A 16,617-nucleotide genomic window follows, 5' to 3' on the forward strand; every position below is an offset into this window, starting at 1 on the left:
CGGATCGGCGAAGCCTGCGGGTCCCGGCTCCCGGCGGACCGGGTGCGCGCCGCTCAGCGCAGGGCGTCGGCGACCTCCCGGGCGGCGTCGACCACGCGCGGGCCGACCCGCTCGGGCACGGCGTCCGCGAGCATGACCACGCCCACGCTGCCCTCCAGGCCGGTGATCCCGACCAGGGGGGCGGCGGCTCCGCTGGCCCCGGCCTCCAGCTCGCCGTGGGTGAGCGTGTAGCCGGGGTCGGTGAGGGATCCCTGGCGGGCGGCGAGGATGGCCCGCCCGGCGGCCCCGCGGTCCAGCGGGTGGCGGAAGCCGGCCCGGTAGGCCACGTGGTAGTCGGTCCACGTCGGCTCGACGACGGCGACCGCGAGGGCCTCCGTGCCGTCGACGAGCGTGAGGTGGGCCGTCGCGCCTATGTCCTCGGCCAGCGAGCGCAGCGCGGGCAGCGCGGCCTCGCGGACCAGCGGGTGGACCTGGCGGCCGAGCCGCAGCACGCCGAGCCCCACGCGGGCGCGCCCGCCGAGGTCGCGGCGGACCAGGGCGTGCTGCTCCAGGGTGGCGAGCAGGCGGTAGACCACGGTGCGGTTCACGCCGAGCCGGTTGGAGAGCTCGGTGACGGTGAGTCCGTGGTCGGTGTCGGCAAGAAGTTTGAGGACGCGCAGTCCCCTGTCGAGCGTCTGGGAGGTTTCCGCGGTCACGACGCCTCTCCCTCTTTCGGTGAGCGGCGGTGTGCTCTCACGGGGGAAGCGCTGCCGGTCCCATCGGCGACGCACGGAGAGGCCGCCGGTAAGGCCAAATGCCCGGCTGCGCTCCGCGGCGGCGCTGCCACGGGGCGTTTCTTTGCGGGGAATGTAGCGAGCGGGTTCGCTCAGCGGAAGCCCTCGTCCAGAATCCGGGCGGTAGCGAGCAATTTGCGCCGCTTCGGGACCTAGGTCGGCACACCGCGGGACCTTTCCCGGCCGAAGCGCCTTTACCTTCTTATTACTGTTGTGCCCGTCCCCCGAACCCCGTCCCCGCGGGAAAAGCGGCGGGGCCCGTGCGTTCCTCCGCACGGGCCCCGCTCCCCTCTCGTACGACCCCACCGCACGCGGCGGCGGTCAGCGCATCCGGGTCGCCCACTCCTGGACCTTCTTGATGCGCTCGCGCAGCTGGCCGGCGGTGGCCTCGGCGCTCGGCGGGCCGCCGCAGACCCGGCGCAGCTCGGTGTGGATCACGCCGTGCGGCTTGCCGCTCTGGTGGACGTACGCGCCGACCATCGTGTTGAGCGACTTGCGCAGTTCGAGCAGTTCCTTGTGCGATACGACGGGCCGGCGCTCGGCGGGCAGCTCCAGCAGGTCGGCCTCGGCGTCCGGCTTGCGGCGGCTGTGCGCGATCTGCCGGGCCTGGCGCTTCTGCAGGAGCATCTGGACCTGGTCGGGCTCCAGCAGTCCGGGGATGCCGAGGTAGTCCTGCTCCTCCTCGCTGCCGGGGTGGGCCTGCATCCCGAATTCGGCGCCGTCGTAGAGGACGCGGTCGAACACGGCGTCGGATTCCAGCGCCTCGAAGGGCAGCATGTCCTGTTCGCCGGTGTCCTCGTCCTCCTGCTTGTTCGCCTCCTCCATCTCCTTCTCGGACTCGGCGTACGGGTCCTCCTCGCCCTGCTTCTTGGGCTTGTCGAGGGCGTGGTCGCGCTCGACCTCCATCTCGGAGGCGAAGCCGAGGAGGTAGGGGATGGTCGGCAGGAAGACGGACGCGGTCTCGCCGCGCCTGCGGGAGCGCACGAAGCGGCCGACGGCCTGGGCGAAGAAGAGCGGGGTCGAGATGGTGGTCGCGTACACGCCCACCGCGAGGCGGGGTACGTCGACCCCCTCGGACACCATCCGGACGGCGACCATCCAGCGGTCGGTACCGGCGCTGAAGTCGTCGATCCTCTTCGAGGCGCCGGTGTCGTCGGAAAGAACGAGGGTGGCCTTGGTGCCCGTGATCTCGCGGATCAGCTTGGCGTAGGCGCGGGCGGAGTCCTGGTCGGAGGCGATGACGAGCCCGCCCGCATCCGGAATGCCCTTGCGCACTTCGGTCAGCCGCTGGTCGGCGGCGCGCAGCACGTTGGGCATCCAGTCGCCGCGCGGGTCGAGGGCCGTGCGCCAGGCCTGGGAGACGGCGTCCTTGGTCATGGGCTCGCCGAGCTTGGCGGCAATCTCGTCGCCCGCCTTTGTCCGCCAGCGCATATTGCCGCTGTAGGACAGAAAAATTACGGGACGAACCACCCCATCGCCCAGAGCATTTCCATAGCCGTACGTGTAATCGGCGGACGACCTCCGGATTCCGTCATTCCCTTCTTCGTACGTGACAAAGGGAATGGGATTCGTGTCGGAGCGGAAGGGGGTGCCGGTGAGGGCCAGGCGCCGGGTCGCCGGGTCGAAGGCCTCCAGGCAGGCCTCGCCCCAGGACTTCGAGTCGCCGGCGTGGTGGATCTCGTCGAGGATCACGAGGGTCTTGCGCTGCTCGCAGCGGTTGCGGTGCAGCATCGGGCGCACGCCGACACCGGCGTACGTCACGGCGACCCCGTTGTACTCCCTGCTCAGCGGGCCGGCCGAGTACTCGGGGTCCAGCCGGATGCCTATCCGGGCGGCGGCCTCGGCCCACTGCTTCTTCAGGTGCTCGGTGGGCGCCACCACCGTGATCTGCTGCACGACGTGGTGGTGCAGCAGCCAGGAGGCGAGGGTGAGCGCGAAGGTCGTCTTGCCGGCGCCGGGCGTGGCCACCGCGAGGAAGTCGCGGGGCTGGCTCTGGATGTACCTGTCCAGCGCCCCCTGCTGCCAGGCGCGCAGCTTGCTGGCGGTGCCCCAGGGGGCGCGGCCGGGGAAGGCGGGTGAGAGGTGGTGGGAGGCGGTAGTACTCACGGTCTCCGGTTCGGGTCTCTCGCCGTACGGATCGTGCGGGTACGGGCGGCAGTCGTACGTAGGACAACCGGGCCACCTTACCGGGAGGGGCCCGGCCCCCGCGGAGGGACAGGCCCGCGACCTGGGGGCGTGCGGTGAGAGTCACATGCGCGGGTCAGCGTGCGAACGTCGGGAGCGTGGTGGCGATCTTGGGTACATCCATGGCCCCCTGGCAGGCGTCCAGGACGAACTGCTCGGCCCTGTCCACGTCGAAGGCGGGATCGAGCGGATGGCCGTTCATGTGGAGAAAGACCCAGGTCGCGTACCAGGCGATGCGCTTGTTTCCATCCACCAGCCCGTGGTTCCGGGCAAGGGACTCCATGAGCGCCGCGGCCTTATGCCACAGGTCCGGGTAGGCGTCCTGACCGAACACGCTCGCCTGCGGGCGCGCAAGGGCCGATTCGAGCAGGCCGTAGTCGCGCACTTCGTCCGCTCCGAGACGCTCCGCGAGGTTCAGCAGCTCGGGAAGCGTGAGGTAGTACGTCAAGCGAGCCTCCGGTTGAGCTCGGCGCTCGCCTTCAGTACGTGCTCCGCAGCCTCGTTGAACAGGCGCGAGTGCTCGTTTATGGCTCTGATCACAGCGTCGTGCGCGAAGGACTGCATGCTTCGGCCCTCCGCCTCGGCACGCTCGCGCAGGGCGGTGAGTTCTTCCTCGGTGAATCTGACGTTGAGAGCAGCCATGCCCCTAAAGTACCGCGTGGTACCACGTGGTGTCACGGAGTTTTCGGCAGGACCCGCAGCGACACCCACGCCCCCGCCAGGGCGACCGCCGCCATGGGGAGGAAGATCGCGACGAAGGCGCCCGGGTGCGAGGCCGCCGCCCCGCCGGCCGCGACCGCCCCGTGCCCGGCCGCGCCCACCGCCCCGCCGCCGAGCGCGGCGAACGCCGCCCCGCCCGCGGCGAGCAGGACCACGTTGGCCAGGGCGTCCGAGATCTGGAGGGCGGCGGAGTTCTGCCCGGCCTCCTCCGGCGCGGACAGCTTCAGCAGCAGCACGCTGGTGGAGGTCACCGCCAGGCCCATGCCGAAGCAGCCCAGCGCCCAGGCCACGGCCACCACCCACACCGGCACCGATTCGATCAGTACGGTCGGCACGGCCGCGATCGACAGGGCCACGAGCAGCATCCCGCCCGCCATCAGCCGCTCCCGGTACGCGTCCAGCCGCGGCCGCGCCTGCACCCAGGAGCCGAAGGCCCAGGTGGCCCCGGCCCCGGCCAGGCTCAGGCCGGCGAAGGTCGGGGTCAGACCGCGCTGGGTGACCAGCATCAGCGGGATGAAGCTCTCGGCGGCGATGAACGCGCCCCCGGCCAGCCCGCGCAGCAGCACCACCGACGGCAGTCCGCGCGCCGCCCGGTAGGTGCCGCGGGGCATCAGGCTGCGGCCGCCGGTGACGGCCGGTACAAGCAGCGCGGCGCCCGCCAGCACCGGCACCAGGGAGAGCCAGCGCAGGTCCTGCGCCCCGTACTGGAGGAGGGCCGCACCCAGCGAGATGCCGAGGGCGAGCCGGATCCGGCGCCGGTCGAAGGGGACGGCCGGGGCCCCGGGGTCGGCGGGCCCGGAGGCGGTCCGGCGGATCGCGGGGAGCGCGAGGGCCAGCGGGAAGACGACCAGCGCGGGGATGCCGACGAAGACCCAGCGCCACCCGATGTGCTCGGTGACGGTACCGGCGACCAGCGGCCCGACCACGGAGGGGACCACCCAGCTGGCGGCGAAGGCGGCCATGATCGCGGGTCGGAGCCGCTCGTCGTACGCCCGGCTGACCACGACGTACAGGGCGACGATGACCAGTCCGCCGCCGAGGCCCTGGACCGCCCGGCCCAGGACGAACATCCACATGAACCCGGCGGTGCCGGACAGCACCAGGCCGGCCGCGAAGCTCACGATGCCGACCGCGAGCGGGCGCAGCGGCCCCCGCCGGTCGGACCACTGCCCGGAGAGCACCATGCCGAACAGGCTGGTGGTGAAGTACGCGGAGAAGGCGAAGGCGTACAGGCCGACGCCGTCGAGCTCGTGCGCGGCGACCGGCATCGCGGTGCCGATGGCGGTGGCCTCGAAGGCGATGAGGAAGACGACCGTGACGATGCCGATGCTGAGCGCGCGGTGCGCCGGCCCCAGGATCCCCGCGGCGCGTTTCCCGCCCGCGGGGGCGGTGGCGGCCGGGGCCGCTGCCGCGGCCGGGTGTGCGGGGTCCTGGCTGGCTCGGTCGCGGGGGTGCGGCTTCAGATCGGTCATCGCCTCAGCGTAAGGGGCCAACTGCGGGAACGACCCTGTCGTGCGGATGATCTGCCCTCGGCCCTTGGGCCTAGGTCTGTGAACGCACCGTGGCGGTCGTGTTGCGGGGTGGCCGGGGGGCTTCCGGGGGCGGGCGGGGCGCCCGTAGCGTCTTCCACGTCACCAGGGAGGGGGCGGCGGGCCGCAGCGGACAGCGGCCCACCTGCCCGGACCCGACAAGCACGGCCGTGTGCCCGAGTGGCCCAGGGACCAGCCTGCAAAGCTGGGCACGCCGGTTCGAATCCGGCCACGGCCTCCACGACGCCGGTGGGGCGGTCTCCGTACGGGAGGCCGCCCCGCCGGCGTTTCCGCGCGCGGGCGGGGAGCCGGGTGCGCCGGTGCGCGCGGCCGGTGCGCGGGCCGCTCAGCCCCGGCCCGGCGGCGGGCGCGTACGCGGGCGGCGTCAGGGCCGGGCCGGGCGGCCTGCGGGCCGCATCCCGCCCGCGGCCGCGGGGACACCGCCCCCGGCGGCAGGCGCTGACGGGGACCGCGTCAGTCGATCACCGGCGGGAGGATGCGGCGGCCCGCCGCCCAGGTCTCCTCGTCCTCGGCCAGGTAGTCCGCGCGCCTGCCGCGGCGCTCCTCGCGCTCGCCGGGCCGGGCCGGGCGGCCCGCGGGCCGCATCCCGCCCGCGGCCGCCGGGACACCGCTGCCTGGAGCGGCGCCGGGGGCGGACGGACGGCCGGGGGCGGACGGACGGTACGCCGCTCCCCCGGCCGGTACGCCGCCGATGAGACCGGAGGAGCCCGGGAAGCCGGGGGCGCGGCCGCCCGCGGCCCGGCCGCGGGCTCCGGTCTCGCCGCCGATGACCGTGCCGCGCGGCAGGCCTGCGGCGGCCGCCGGGCCCGCAAGGATCTGGCGGCCTCCCACGATGCCGGGGTCGCGCGGCGGGACGGACTGCCCGCCGACCCGCCCGCCGGGACTCCCCGGCAGGCCGGGGACACCGGGGACACCCGGACCCCCGGGCATCGCCGGACCGCCCGGCATACCCGGAGCACCCGGCATTCCCGGACCCCCGGGCATCCCCGGACCGCCCGGCATCCCCGGACCGCCCGGCACCGGGGCCGGGGCAGGGGACGGCCGGGCCCCGCCCGCGGGCGGCACGCTGCCGCCGCCCCCGGGCCGGCCCGGGCCGGGCGGCAGCGGCAGGGGCGGGGCGACCCCCACGGGCGGGAGCCCGCCGGGGGGCACCGCGCCCGGTCCGGGACCCCCGCCGGGACCCGGGCCCGGCGCGGGGACGGGCGCGGGCCCGCCCGCGGCCGGGGGTGCGGTCCGCTCCGGCAGGGTGCCGACGGTGTCGATGCCGATCTCCACGTCGAAGTCCGGTACGGGCACGGGCCCGCCGCCCGGGGGCACCCGGCCCGGGGGCTGCGCGCCGGGTCCCGCCGGGCCGCCGCCCGTACCGGGCCCGGTGGAGCCGCCGTCCCCGCCGCCGGACCCGCCGCCCGTACCGGGTGCGTAGCCGCCGATCGCCGCACCGCCGCCGCCACCGGCGGCGCCTCCCCCGGCGCCGGGGCCGTCGGTCGTGCCCGGGTCCGCCGCCGGGGCGTCCGGTACGAACGCCGCCGGGGGCGGCGGGAAGGTGGGCGGCTGCGCGCGGTTCATCTGGAAGCTCGACGCCTCGTAGGACTGGGCCAGCTTCGTCATCTGCTGGACGGCCCGGTCGCGGTCGCCGTTCAGCTTCGCCACGGCCTCGCGCTCCGCCGCTGCCGCGTCCGGGTCGTTGTGCGCCGCGCGGGCCGCGTCGCGGTCGGCGGCCGCCGAGGCGTCGTACGCCGGCATGTTGGCCTTGACTTCGACGATCGTCTGGGCCGCGCGCTGCATCCAGTCCCCGCCGGTCCGGCTGTAGTCGCCCAGCGACAGCGTGGCGTTGCCCGTGCGGTTGACCCACTCCTCGTACGCGTCGGCGGCCTCGCCCTCCCAGCCGTCGACGCGGTAGTGCTTGAGGTCGGCGCCGATCTCGCGGATGGTCTCGGCGGCGTCGAGCAGCTGGGTGGCGCGGTCCCGGACCGTTTCCGGGTTCACCGAAGCGATCATCGCGAGCAGTTCGCGGTGCGAGCGGGCCTCGAAGTCCGTTGCCATCAGAAGGGCCCTCCCGCCGTGCTGCCGCCCCCGCCCGGGCGCTCCCGCCCGTAGGGGTCGCGGTCCGGGGCGTAGCTCTTCTCGGCGTCGGAGTGCAGCCGCCGCATGCGCGCCTTGGCCTCGTCGTCCATGTTCTGGTAGCCGACGCGCGAGGACTCGACGGCGATGCCCAGGGCCTCGATCTGGCCGGCGAGGGCCTTCGAGAGGTTCTTGAGCTCGCCGTGGACGGTGTCGTACGCGCCCGACAGGAGGTCCGCCTCCGCGAATCCGCTGCCGAGGTCCCCGGCGGGCAGCGTGCCGTCCGCGAGCCGCTTCGGGGCGGCCTGGGAGCTCTCCAGCCGCGCCAGCAGCGCGTCCACCCGCCGCTTGTACGTCGCCATGGACTCGGCCTCGACCGCCAGCACCCCGGCGGACGCGCCCCCCACCGCCCCTGTGTCCCCTGCCACTTCGGATCCCCGTCCCCCCGGTGTCCCCGTCGTACACCGGGCGATCACTTTAGCAACGGCAACCGGGGCCGCCGGGTCAGGAGTTGGGCTCGGCTACGGCGGCGGAGGGCCTGATCGGAAGCCTGTTGACGGGTCGTCCGGTCGCGGCGCGCACCGCCGAGGCGATGGCCGCCGGGGAGGTGACCACGGGGACGGCGCTGGCCGCCTTCGCGCCGAACGGGGCGACAACGTCCCGCTCCTCGACCAGTTTGACGATCCGGATGTCCGGGGCGTCGAGGGCGGTCGGCAGGGCGTACCCGGTGAGGTCGGGGTGGCGGACGATGCCGCCCGCGGTGCGGAGGTTCTCGGTGAGGGCCGCGCCGACGCCCTGGCTGATGCCGGCCTCGATGCGGGCGGCCAGCTGGCGGGGGTTGAGGACCCGGCCGACGTCCTGGGCCACCGCCATCTCGACCACGCGCACCGAGCCGAGCTCCACGTCCACGTCCACGATCGCGCGGATGGCGCAGAACGCCAGGCCGACGAAGGCGTCGCCCTGGCCGGCGGCGTCGAGGGGCTCGGTGGGGTGCGGGCGGCACTGGGCGGTCGCCCACAGCTCCTTGCCCGCCACCGCCTCGGCCACGGTGGCCGTGAAGGCCCCGTCGTACGAGGTGACCTTGCCGTCGGCGATCTGGAGGAGCTCGGTGGACATGCCGAGCTTGTGGGCCATGGGCTGGAGCAGCTGGGTGCGGACCATCTTCGCGGCCCGCTCCACGGCCCCGCCCGAGACCCAGGTGTGGCGGCCGTGGGCGGCGGCCCCGGCCGGTGGCTGGTCGGTGTCCGCGGGGGCCACGGTGACCTCGTCGATGCCCAGGACCTCCTGGACGATCTGGCGGGCGAGGGTCGCGAAGCCCTGGCCGGTGTCGACGGCCGCGCAGATGACCGTGGCGGCTCCGCCGTGGACCTTGACGGTGGCGGTGGACACCTCGTCGGTGCCCTCGGCGCCGAGCATGTGGACCATGCCGACGCCGTACCCGACCCCGCGCCGGATGGCGCCCGGTTCGCCCGCGCCCTCGGGTCCGCCGGGCAGCAGCCAGTCCTCCTCGGGGGTGTCCTTGGGGAGTCCGGGCAGCGGGAAGTCCCTTACGGCGCGCAGCAGTTCCGCGACCGGCGCCGGGCAGGTGACGGTCTGCCCGGTGGGCAGCAGGTCGCCGGTGGCGAGCACGTTGCGGAGCCTCAACTCGGCCCCGTCGATACCGAGTCTGGCGGCGAGCTTGTCCATCTGGCCCTCGTACGCGGCGCAGACCTGCATCGCGCCCTCGCCGCGGACGTGTCCGGAGGGCGGGTTGTTGGTGCGGACGGCCCAGCCCTCGACGAAGGCGTGCGGGACGACGTACGGGCCGCAGGCGAAGGCCACGGCGGCGGCGAGGGATTCGGAGGAGGAGTCGGCGTAGGCGCCGGCGTCCATGAGGATCTGCGCCTCGACCTTGACCAGCCGGCCCTCGGCGTCCGCGTGGTGGCGGTAGCGCAGCAGGGTGGGGTGGCGGTGGGAGTGGCCGAGGAAGGACTCCTCGCGGGTGGCGGCGAGTTTGACGGGGCAGCCGGTGCGCAGGGCGAGCAGGCCCAGGGGCAGCTGGAAGCCGGAGTCCTCGCGGTCGCCGGTGGCGCCCGGGACGCCGGTGACGACGACCTTGACCCGCTCGGGTTCGAGGCCGAAGCAGGCGGCGGCGAGGTCGCGGTCGGCGTGCGGGTCGGTGGAGGCGGTGTAGATCTCGACCCCGCCGTCGGGGCGCGGTACGGCGAGCCCGGCCTCGGCGCCGATGGGCGCGGGGTCCTGGCGGCCGATCCGGTAGAGGCCCTCGACGACGATCTCGCCGGTGGCCTCGGGGTCGCCGTAGCTGAGGGGGATGTGGCGGATCAGGTTGCCGTCGGGGTGCAGCGGCGGGGCGCCGAAGGCCTGTTCCGGGTCGGTGACCGGGTCGAGGAGCTCGTAGTCGACGGCGATGGCCGCGGCGGCGAGACGGGCGGTGTCGGGGTGGTCGGCGGCGACGGCGGCGATGGGCTCGCCGTGGTGGCGCACGAGTTCGCGGGCGAAGACGGGCCGGTCGGCGATCCGGCGGCCGTGGGTGGGGGCGCCGGGCACGTCGGCGTGGGTGACCACGGCGCGGACGCCGGGCATGGCGGCGGCCGCGGAGGTGTCGATGGAGCGGATCCGGGCGTGGGCGTGCGGGGAGCGGAGCACGGCGGCCCACAGCAGCCCCTCGGCCCACAGGTCGGCCGCGTAGGGGTAGGTGCCCTCGGTCTTGGCACGGGCGTCGGCGGAGGCGACGGAGACCCCGAGGCCCCGGGGCTCGGCCGCGGCCGTGGCCGATGCCTCGGCCGTCGCGGTGGCGGCGTCGTTGGTCACGCCATGCCTCCCATGCCTCCGTGCTCGTGGTGGACTCCGCCCGCGCCGGGCGGCGCCTGGTGCGGGATGCGGGCCTCGGGTGCGGGGTCCGGGTAGCCGCCGGTCCCCTCCGGGTGGCCCGCGGGCTGGCGGCCGTCCGGGGCGCCCTGCGCGGACTCGCGTTCGGTGACGACCTCGCGGACGGCTTCGAGGACCCCGCGGTAGCCGGAGCAGCGGCAGAGGTTGCCGCACAGGGCCTGGCGGGTCTCCAGCTCGCTGGGGGCGTGGTTGCCCTCCAGCAGGTCGTGGATGGTCATGGCCATGCCGGGTACGCAGAAACCGCACTGGACGGCTCCCGAGCGGCACAGGGCCTGCTGGACGTCGGACAGTTCGCCGTCCGCGGCGAGCCCTTCGACCGTGCGCACCTCGCTGCCGGCCGCGGTGGCCGCGGGCACCAGGCAGGAGGCGACCAGCCGGCCGTCCACCTGGACGGAGCAGGCCCCGCACTCGCCCTGGGAGCAGCCGTCCTTGGCCCCGGCGAGCCCGAGCCGCTCGCGCAGCACGTACAGCAGCGACTCGCCGATCCAGGCCTGGGTGACGGGCCGGTCGGCGCCGTTCACCCGGAGCACGTAGGAGGCGTACGGGCGCTCGTCGTGCGGGTCGGCGACGGTCCGCGCCACCGGTACGGCGGCCTCGCCGGGTCCGGCGTGCACGGGGCCGTCCACGGCCCCGTCGCCGTCCCCGGCCGGATCGGCGGCCGCACCTGACGGTACGGGCGCCTCCGAAGCGCCTTCGCCGCCCTCGGCGTCCTGCGGCCCCCCGGAGGCGGCCGGGGCGCCGGCACCGGGTGCGGACCCTCCCGTGTCCCCGGAGCCGTCGGCCCCGCGCGGGGACACCTCGCCGGCGGGTACGCCGTCGAACCCGCCGGAACCGGGCCCGGAACCACCGTCGGCCGCACCCGGGCCCCCGGCCGAACCGGCCGCCGAACCGTCTGCGCCGCCCGGTACGCCGTCGCCCGAGGCGGCGAAGTCCTGGGACTGCTGGGCCTGCTGGGGCTGCTGAGACGGCTGGGCTTCCTGGGACGCCCCGTCCGGAGCATCCACGCCGACTGCCGCATCCGGCTGACCGCCCGGCTCCGCAACTCCCCGGCCCCCGTCGGCCGCGGTCTCCCGGGCTTCCTCGGCCGGGTCTCCGTGGACCCCGTCCACACCGCCACCGACCCCGGACCCGACCGGGTCCGGAGAAGCCCCGGCACCCCCGTGGTCTCCGTCGGCCCCGTGGTCCGCACCCGCTGCGGCGACAGCCCAGGACGGCGTGCTGCCCTGCACGGCCCCGCCCGCGGACGACGCACCCGGCGGACCGCCGGACTCGCGGTCTCCGCCAGCCCCGTGGTCCGCACCCGCTGCGGCGACGGCCCAGGACGGCGTGCCGGCCCGGGCAGCCCCGTCCGCGGGGCGGGCGTCCAGCGGAGCGGCTGGCGCGGTGGCCGTAGCCGTGGCCGCCGCGGTCGGTCGGCCGGTTTCCGACTCGAAATCTTCGGTGCGGGACGCGGACCGCCCGTCGGCCGGGAGCGTGCCCCCCGGCTCCGCCGGGCCGTCGGCCGCTGCACCGGATGCTCCGGCTCCGCCGTCGCCCGCACCCTCGGCGGGGTCGGCCCCCGTCAGGGCCTGCCCGCCGGGAACCTCGTCCGCGGCCGCGAGCCGGACCCCGGCCGCGCCCCCGGCGCCGAAAGCGTCTTGCGCGCCCCCGGGCGCTTCGGCGGCGAGGGCCTGGGCCCCGCCCCCGTGCCCGGCGCTCCGGGCCTCCCCGGTCTCCTCGGCTGCTTCGGGCCCGCCCGACGCGCCCGACCCGCCGGGTCCCTCGGCAACGTCCGCAGCGGCGCCGCGGCCGGTGGGCAGCCCGCCGTCCTGCGCGTCCCCGGCCCCGCGGGCCCCGGCGCGCGCGGGCTCGGCCGCGGAGTCGGCGTACGGGGTCCCGTCGGTGCCCGGTACCGGTCCGGCACCGGCGAACGCGTCGGGTCCGGGCGGCAGGACGAAGCCGCCGGAGGTGTCGTGTGCGCCCGCGCCGGGCGCCGTCGGCCAGGTGCCGTCCGTCCCGGCCGCGTACGCGGTGCCCGCACCGTCGGTGCCGTGGGGAAGGGTGCCGTGGGGCCCGTCGTGTGCGGGCGCGCCTGCGTAGCCGTCCTGCGGGGCCGCCGGGTCCGCCGGGGCGGGCCAGCCGCGGCCGTCGGAGGCCGGGTAGGCCGCGGGGGCCGGGCCCGCGGGGTCGGTGGGCTCCTGCGGGAGGGCGAAGGCCCCCGAGGCCTCGTGGGCTGCGGGGCCGGCCTGAGCCGCGGGCCAGCCGTGCTCCGCCGGGGCCTGCTGTACGTCCCGGTGCAGGTCCTGGTGCAGGTCCCGGTGGCCGTCGGGGTCCGGGTGGGGGTGGGCCGTCGCGAGGGCCGCGTCCGCCAGGCCCGCGAAGGACCCGGTGAGGTAGTCGGGGGCGGGGCCGGGGTCGGCCACCAGCTCGGCGGGCAGGCGCACCGAGGTGCCGGTGTAGTCGGCGGGCGGGGCCACGTAGCCGCGTACGCCGTCGAATTCCCGGTCCTGCGGCTCCCCGCCGGGCCCGGGGTACTCGGCGTGCTCCGGGCGGTCCGCGGGCGCGGCGTACCCGCCCTCCGCGAGGTGTCCGGGGTAGTCCGGGTAGCCGGTGTAGCCGGCCTGCGCGGCGTACTCCGCCTGTCCGGGGGGCTCCGGCGCGGCCTCGCGCGCGGTCTCGGCATCGGCGGCCAGCGCCTCGGCCCACGGGGCCACGGCCCCGCCGGGCAGGGTGGCCGGCGCCTGGCTGGCCCACTCGGGGCGCAGGGCGGTACGGGCGTACTCCCCCGACTCCTCGGGGAGCTCGCCGCGGGCGACCGGGACGGACCACTCGCCGGTGAGGGCGTGCTCGGCGGTCTCGTCCGCGAAGTTCCACTCGGCGGTGGCGCCGGAATCCCCGCCGCCGCCCGCCGCGCCCACGGCGCCCGCCCCCGCGCCGGCTCCCGCCGGGGCCGCCGCGGCCGCCGCCGGCCAGGCCGCCGCGTCCCCCGTGCCCACGGGGAACGTCCAGGTGCCGGTGGCCGCCGGATCGGTGCTCGCCGCCGCGAGCGGAACGATCACCGGCGGGACGTACCCGTGTCCGGGCGCGGCCAGCGGCTCGCCCGTACCGGTCCCGCCGAGCATCTCGTCGGGGAGCTTCACGAAGGCCGTGACGTCCGAGTCGTACTCGCCGCCGTGCGGCACGGGCTGCCAGCCCCACGCGCCGTTGACCTGGCCGCCGGCCTGGCCCGCGTACCCGGCCTGGCCTGCGTAGCCCGCATCCTCTTCGGGCTGCCCGTTCCCACTCACGTGCCCGTCCCCGCGTCCGGTCAGGTTCTCGTTGCCACTCATGAACTCAGGGCCCTTCCCAGTGCGCGCCGGGCCAGTACGGCCACGGTCCGGCGCAGCTGCAGCACCGCGGGCGGCACCGGGTCCCCCTGGTCGGGTACGCAGGCCATGGCCACGTACTCGCCGAAGGCCTGGAGGGCCTCCGGGGCGAGGGTCCGCTCCCCGTCCCAGTCGATCAGCGAGGCCACCCACTGCTCGGCCTCCAGCGGCCGCAGCGGCATCGGCGCGACCGCGCCCACCGCGCAGCGCACGCCCCGGCGCGCGGGGTCGAGCACCAGGCCCACGGAGGCGGTCGCGCGGCCGGGACCGGTGCGGCCGGTGGCCTTGAGGAAGACCTGCGGGGCGTGCAGCAGCGGCACCCGTACGAAGCCGATCAGCTCGCCGGGGCTCAGCATCTCGCGCCCGGCGAGCAGGTGGGACACCGGGATCTCGCGGCGGGAGCCGCCCGGTCCGGCGATGACGAGGAAGGCTTCGAGGGCGGCCAGCACGGGGAGGGTGTCCCCGCTGGGCGCGGCGGTGGCGATGTTCCCGCCGAGGGTGCCCGCGTTGCGGATCTGCGGGGGCCCGGCGGCGCGCGCGGCGGCGGCCAGGGCCGGGATGAGCGCCGCGAAGTCCGGGCGGCCCATCCGCGCGTGGGTGAGGCCGGCGCCGAGCAGGGCGTGCCCGTCCTGGTACTGCCAGCCGCGGATCTCGCTGATCCGGCCGAGGCCCACGAGGGCGGCGGGTCGCAGCAGTCCGGAGTTCACGGCGGCCATGAGGTCGGTGCCGCCGGCCACGGGCACGGCGGCGGGCATGGCGGCGAGTGCCGCCACGGCCTCGTCGAGCGAGGCAGGCAGCGTCACGGACTGCTCCGCCTGCGGTGCGTGCGTGGTCAACCCAGCTGCCCCTTCCCGATGTCCCGGTCCCGGCGCTCACGCCTGTCCGCCGTACGGTACGTGCTCACCGCCGGGACGTGGCAACTCTGGCACATGTTCCGGGCCGTCCGGCGCGAGGGGCAGCCTGGTCCACTTCGCCCTTGAACTCACGAATCGTCCGGTTCGCCAGATTGGGCGGGTATTACCGTTTGGGCCCCACCAGTGCTCTTGGCCCTGCTTCAGGGCTTATTGACGGTGTTTCGCCGGTGTTCCGCCCGTCCTCCGCGGCGCCCCGGCCGCGTCCTGGCGAAGCCCCGCCGACGTCCTGCCCGCACCCGCACCCGCCCGCCGGGCCGACGGCCCTCCGGCCCGCCCCTCGGGCCCGGCCGTCCGGAACCGGAAGCGGAAGCACCGGACCCCACGCGGTCCGCGGGCGCGCGCCCTTCGGCGCACACCGGCCCCCGCACGCCCGCCGCCCGGGCGGGAGCCGGGCCCACCGGACCGGACCCACCGGACCGGACCCGCAGGCCCCGCCCACTCATCCCGCCGGCGGCACCCCGTCCCTCGGCCGCCCCAGGACCCCCGGCCGCCGCTGCCAGGGCTTCGGCCCGCCGGGCGGCCGGTAGTCGACCCCCAGGGCGTCGAGGCGTCCGTAATGGGCCGTCATACGGGCCTCGAAACCGGCCCAGTCCCGCGCGGCGGGCTCCGGGAGCGCCGACCACACCACCTCCGCGAAGGCGGCCAGCCGCGGGAACACCTGGTAGTCGACGCGGGCCTGGTTCTCCATCACCTCGGTCCAGACGTTGGCCTGGGCGCCGAGCACGTGGGCCGCCGCCTCCTCCCCCAGCTCCGGCGGCACCGGCTCGAAGCGGTAGACGTCCTCCAGCGTGCGCACGTACGCGATCGGCACCGGCTCGTCCGGACCGGCGTCCTGACGGTAGTCCAGGTACACCTGCTGCTCGGGGCACATCACCACGTCGTGCCCGGCCTCGGCGGCCGCGATGCCGCCCGCGTACCCGCGCCAGGAGGACACGGCCGCGCCGGGGGCGAGCCCGCCCTCGAGGATCTCGTCCCAGCCGATGAGCCGGCGGCCGCGGTCGGCGAGCCAGCCGTCGAAGTGCCGGACGAACCAGGACTGGAGGCCGTCCTCGCCGTCGACGCCCAGCTCGCGGATGCGCTCCTGCGCGGCGGGCGACTGCCGCCACTGGTCCTTGGGGCACTCGTCCCCGCCGATGTGCACGAACGGCGAGACGGCGGCGGGGAAGAGCTCCAGCACCTCCTCGAAGACCCCCTCGTAGAAGCGCAGGACGTGCTCGGCGGGGGCGAGGACGTTCGTGCTGACGCCCCAGTCGTCCCAGACCCCGAGGGCGGCGGTGTCGACCGCGTCGGTGTTGCCGAGCTCCGGGTACGCGGCGATGGCGGCCTGCGAGTGGCCGGGGATGTCGATCTCCGGAACGATCCTGATGTGCCGTTCGGCGGCGTAGGCGACGATCTCGCGGATGTCGTCCTGCGTGTAGAAGCCGCCATGGGGGGTCTCGCTCCACAGCGGGGAGGCCCGGTGGCCCCAGCGGCTGCGGGGGCGCCAGGAGCCGACCCCGGTGAGGCGGGGGTGGCGCCGGATCTCGATCCGCCAGCCCTGGTCGTCCGTCAGGTGCAGGTGCAGGACGTTGAGCTTGTGGGCGGCCAGCAGGTCGAGGTGGCGCAGCACCCCGTCCTTGGGGGTGAAGTGCCGGGCCACGTCGAGCATCATGCCGCGCCAGCCGAAGCGGGGGGCGTCCTCGATGACGGTCTGCGGCAGGGTCCAGGTGCGGCCGGGCTCCAGGGGTGCGCGCCGGTGCGCCTGCGGGCCGAGGAGCTGGCGGAGGGTCTGGGCGGCCCAGAACAGGCCCGCGGGGTCGGCCCCGTCCAGGCAGACCTCCTCGGCGCCGACGGTCAGCACGTACGACTCGGGGGGCGCCGCCCGGCCGTCCTCCTGCACACGGGGCCGCCCCTGGCTCAGGAGGACGGCTCCCCGCCCCGGCTCGCGGGGCCCGTCGAGGGGGCGTACGGGCAGCAGCCAGCCGGTGGCAGCGCCGAGTTCGCGCTGGAGCCAGCGGACGGTGGACCCGGTGCCCGGACCGGCGTACAGGTACGGGTCCGCGAGCTCGTGGAGGTGACCGGGTCCGCGGGGGACCACGCGTCGGGGTGCCGGAATCAGATCCATCGGGCCAGCCCTTCACCGCTGAGGACATCGGTGCGTTGCGTTCTGCGCAACGCCCGTTTCGCTAGGTGCTCGTGGCGG

10 protein-coding genes, 1 tRNA gene and 1 pseudogene are annotated in these 16,617 nt (G+C 76.0%); 1 reads left to right on the plus strand and 11 read right to left on the minus strand.

Features of this window, described 5'->3' with window-relative positions:
* Positions 1–53: 53 nt before the first annotated feature.
* The 5 genes from ACZ7JZ_RS15230 to ACZ7JZ_RS15250 form a co-directional block, all read right to left on the minus strand.
* Positions 54–695, minus strand: coding sequence for an IclR family transcriptional regulator (locus ACZ7JZ_RS15230; protein WP_329195594.1), 642 nt, complete (start codon positions 693–695; stop codon positions 54–56).
* A gap of 399 nt (positions 696–1,094) precedes the next feature.
* Positions 1,095–2,879: a DEAD/DEAH box helicase gene (locus tag ACZ7JZ_RS15235; protein WP_470938508.1), complete on the minus strand. Its 1,785-nt coding sequence runs from the start codon at positions 2,877–2,879 to the stop codon at positions 1,095–1,097.
* 154 nt (positions 2,880–3,033) lie between these two features.
* Positions 3,034–3,405 carry a type II toxin-antitoxin system death-on-curing family toxin gene (locus ACZ7JZ_RS15240; protein ID WP_470938511.1) on the minus strand — a complete coding sequence of 124 codons (372 nt, stop codon included), beginning with the start codon at positions 3,403–3,405 and terminating at the stop codon, positions 3,034–3,036.
* Positions 3,402–3,599: an Arc family DNA-binding protein gene (locus ACZ7JZ_RS15245; RefSeq protein WP_470938514.1), complete on the minus strand. Its 198-nt coding sequence runs from the start codon at positions 3,597–3,599 to the stop codon at positions 3,402–3,404. Before ACZ7JZ_RS15245 ends, ACZ7JZ_RS15240 begins: the two co-directional genes overlap by 4 nt.
* A gap of 32 nt (positions 3,600–3,631) precedes the next feature.
* On the minus strand, positions 3,632–5,149 hold the full coding sequence (locus ACZ7JZ_RS15250; RefSeq protein WP_470938517.1) for an MFS transporter: 1,518 nt from the start codon (positions 5,147–5,149) through the stop codon (positions 3,632–3,634).
* 223 nt (positions 5,150–5,372) lie between these two features.
* On the opposite strand from ACZ7JZ_RS15250, the gene ACZ7JZ_RS15255 reads away from it, so the two are divergent.
* Positions 5,373–5,447: transfer RNA gene (locus ACZ7JZ_RS15255), tRNA-Cys, on the plus strand.
* A 233-nt stretch (positions 5,448–5,680) separates the two neighbouring features.
* Here the strand turns inward: ACZ7JZ_RS15255 and ACZ7JZ_RS15260 are convergent.
* The 6 genes and pseudogenes from ACZ7JZ_RS15260 to ACZ7JZ_RS15285 all read right to left on the minus strand — a co-directional run bounded on the left by ACZ7JZ_RS15260 (position 5,681) and on the right by ACZ7JZ_RS15285 (position 16,539).
* On the minus strand, positions 5,681–7,270 hold the full coding sequence (locus ACZ7JZ_RS15260) for a WXG100 family type VII secretion target (protein WP_470938520.1): 1,590 nt from the start codon (positions 7,268–7,270) through the stop codon (positions 5,681–5,683).
* Positions 7,270–7,716 (minus strand): hypothetical protein, encoded by a 447-nt coding sequence (locus ACZ7JZ_RS15265; RefSeq protein WP_470938523.1) that lies wholly within the window; start codon positions 7,714–7,716, stop codon positions 7,270–7,272. The genes ACZ7JZ_RS15260 and ACZ7JZ_RS15265 overlap by 1 nt, the downstream gene beginning before the upstream one ends.
* 76 nt (positions 7,717–7,792) lie before the next feature.
* On the minus strand, positions 7,793–10,099 hold the full coding sequence (locus ACZ7JZ_RS15270) for a xanthine dehydrogenase family protein molybdopterin-binding subunit (protein ID WP_470938526.1): 2,307 nt from the start codon (positions 10,097–10,099) through the stop codon (positions 7,793–7,795).
* Positions 10,096–10,929 (minus strand): annotated as a pseudogene (locus ACZ7JZ_RS15275) ((2Fe-2S)-binding protein); the annotation flags it as partial. The gene ACZ7JZ_RS15270 and the pseudogene ACZ7JZ_RS15275, both read right to left, overlap by 4 nt.
* 2,552 nt (positions 10,930–13,481) lie before the next feature.
* Positions 13,482–14,357, minus strand: coding sequence for an FAD binding domain-containing protein (locus tag ACZ7JZ_RS15280; RefSeq protein WP_470938529.1), 876 nt, complete (start codon positions 14,355–14,357; stop codon positions 13,482–13,484).
* A 517-nt stretch (positions 14,358–14,874) separates the two neighbouring features.
* Entirely contained in the window at positions 14,875–16,539 is a 1,665-nt protein-coding gene (locus tag ACZ7JZ_RS15285; protein ID WP_470938532.1) for a beta-N-acetylhexosaminidase, read from the minus strand.
* Positions 16,540–16,617 lie beyond the last annotated feature (78 nt).

This window comes from Streptomyces sp. NPDC038213 (genome assembly GCF_055600495.1).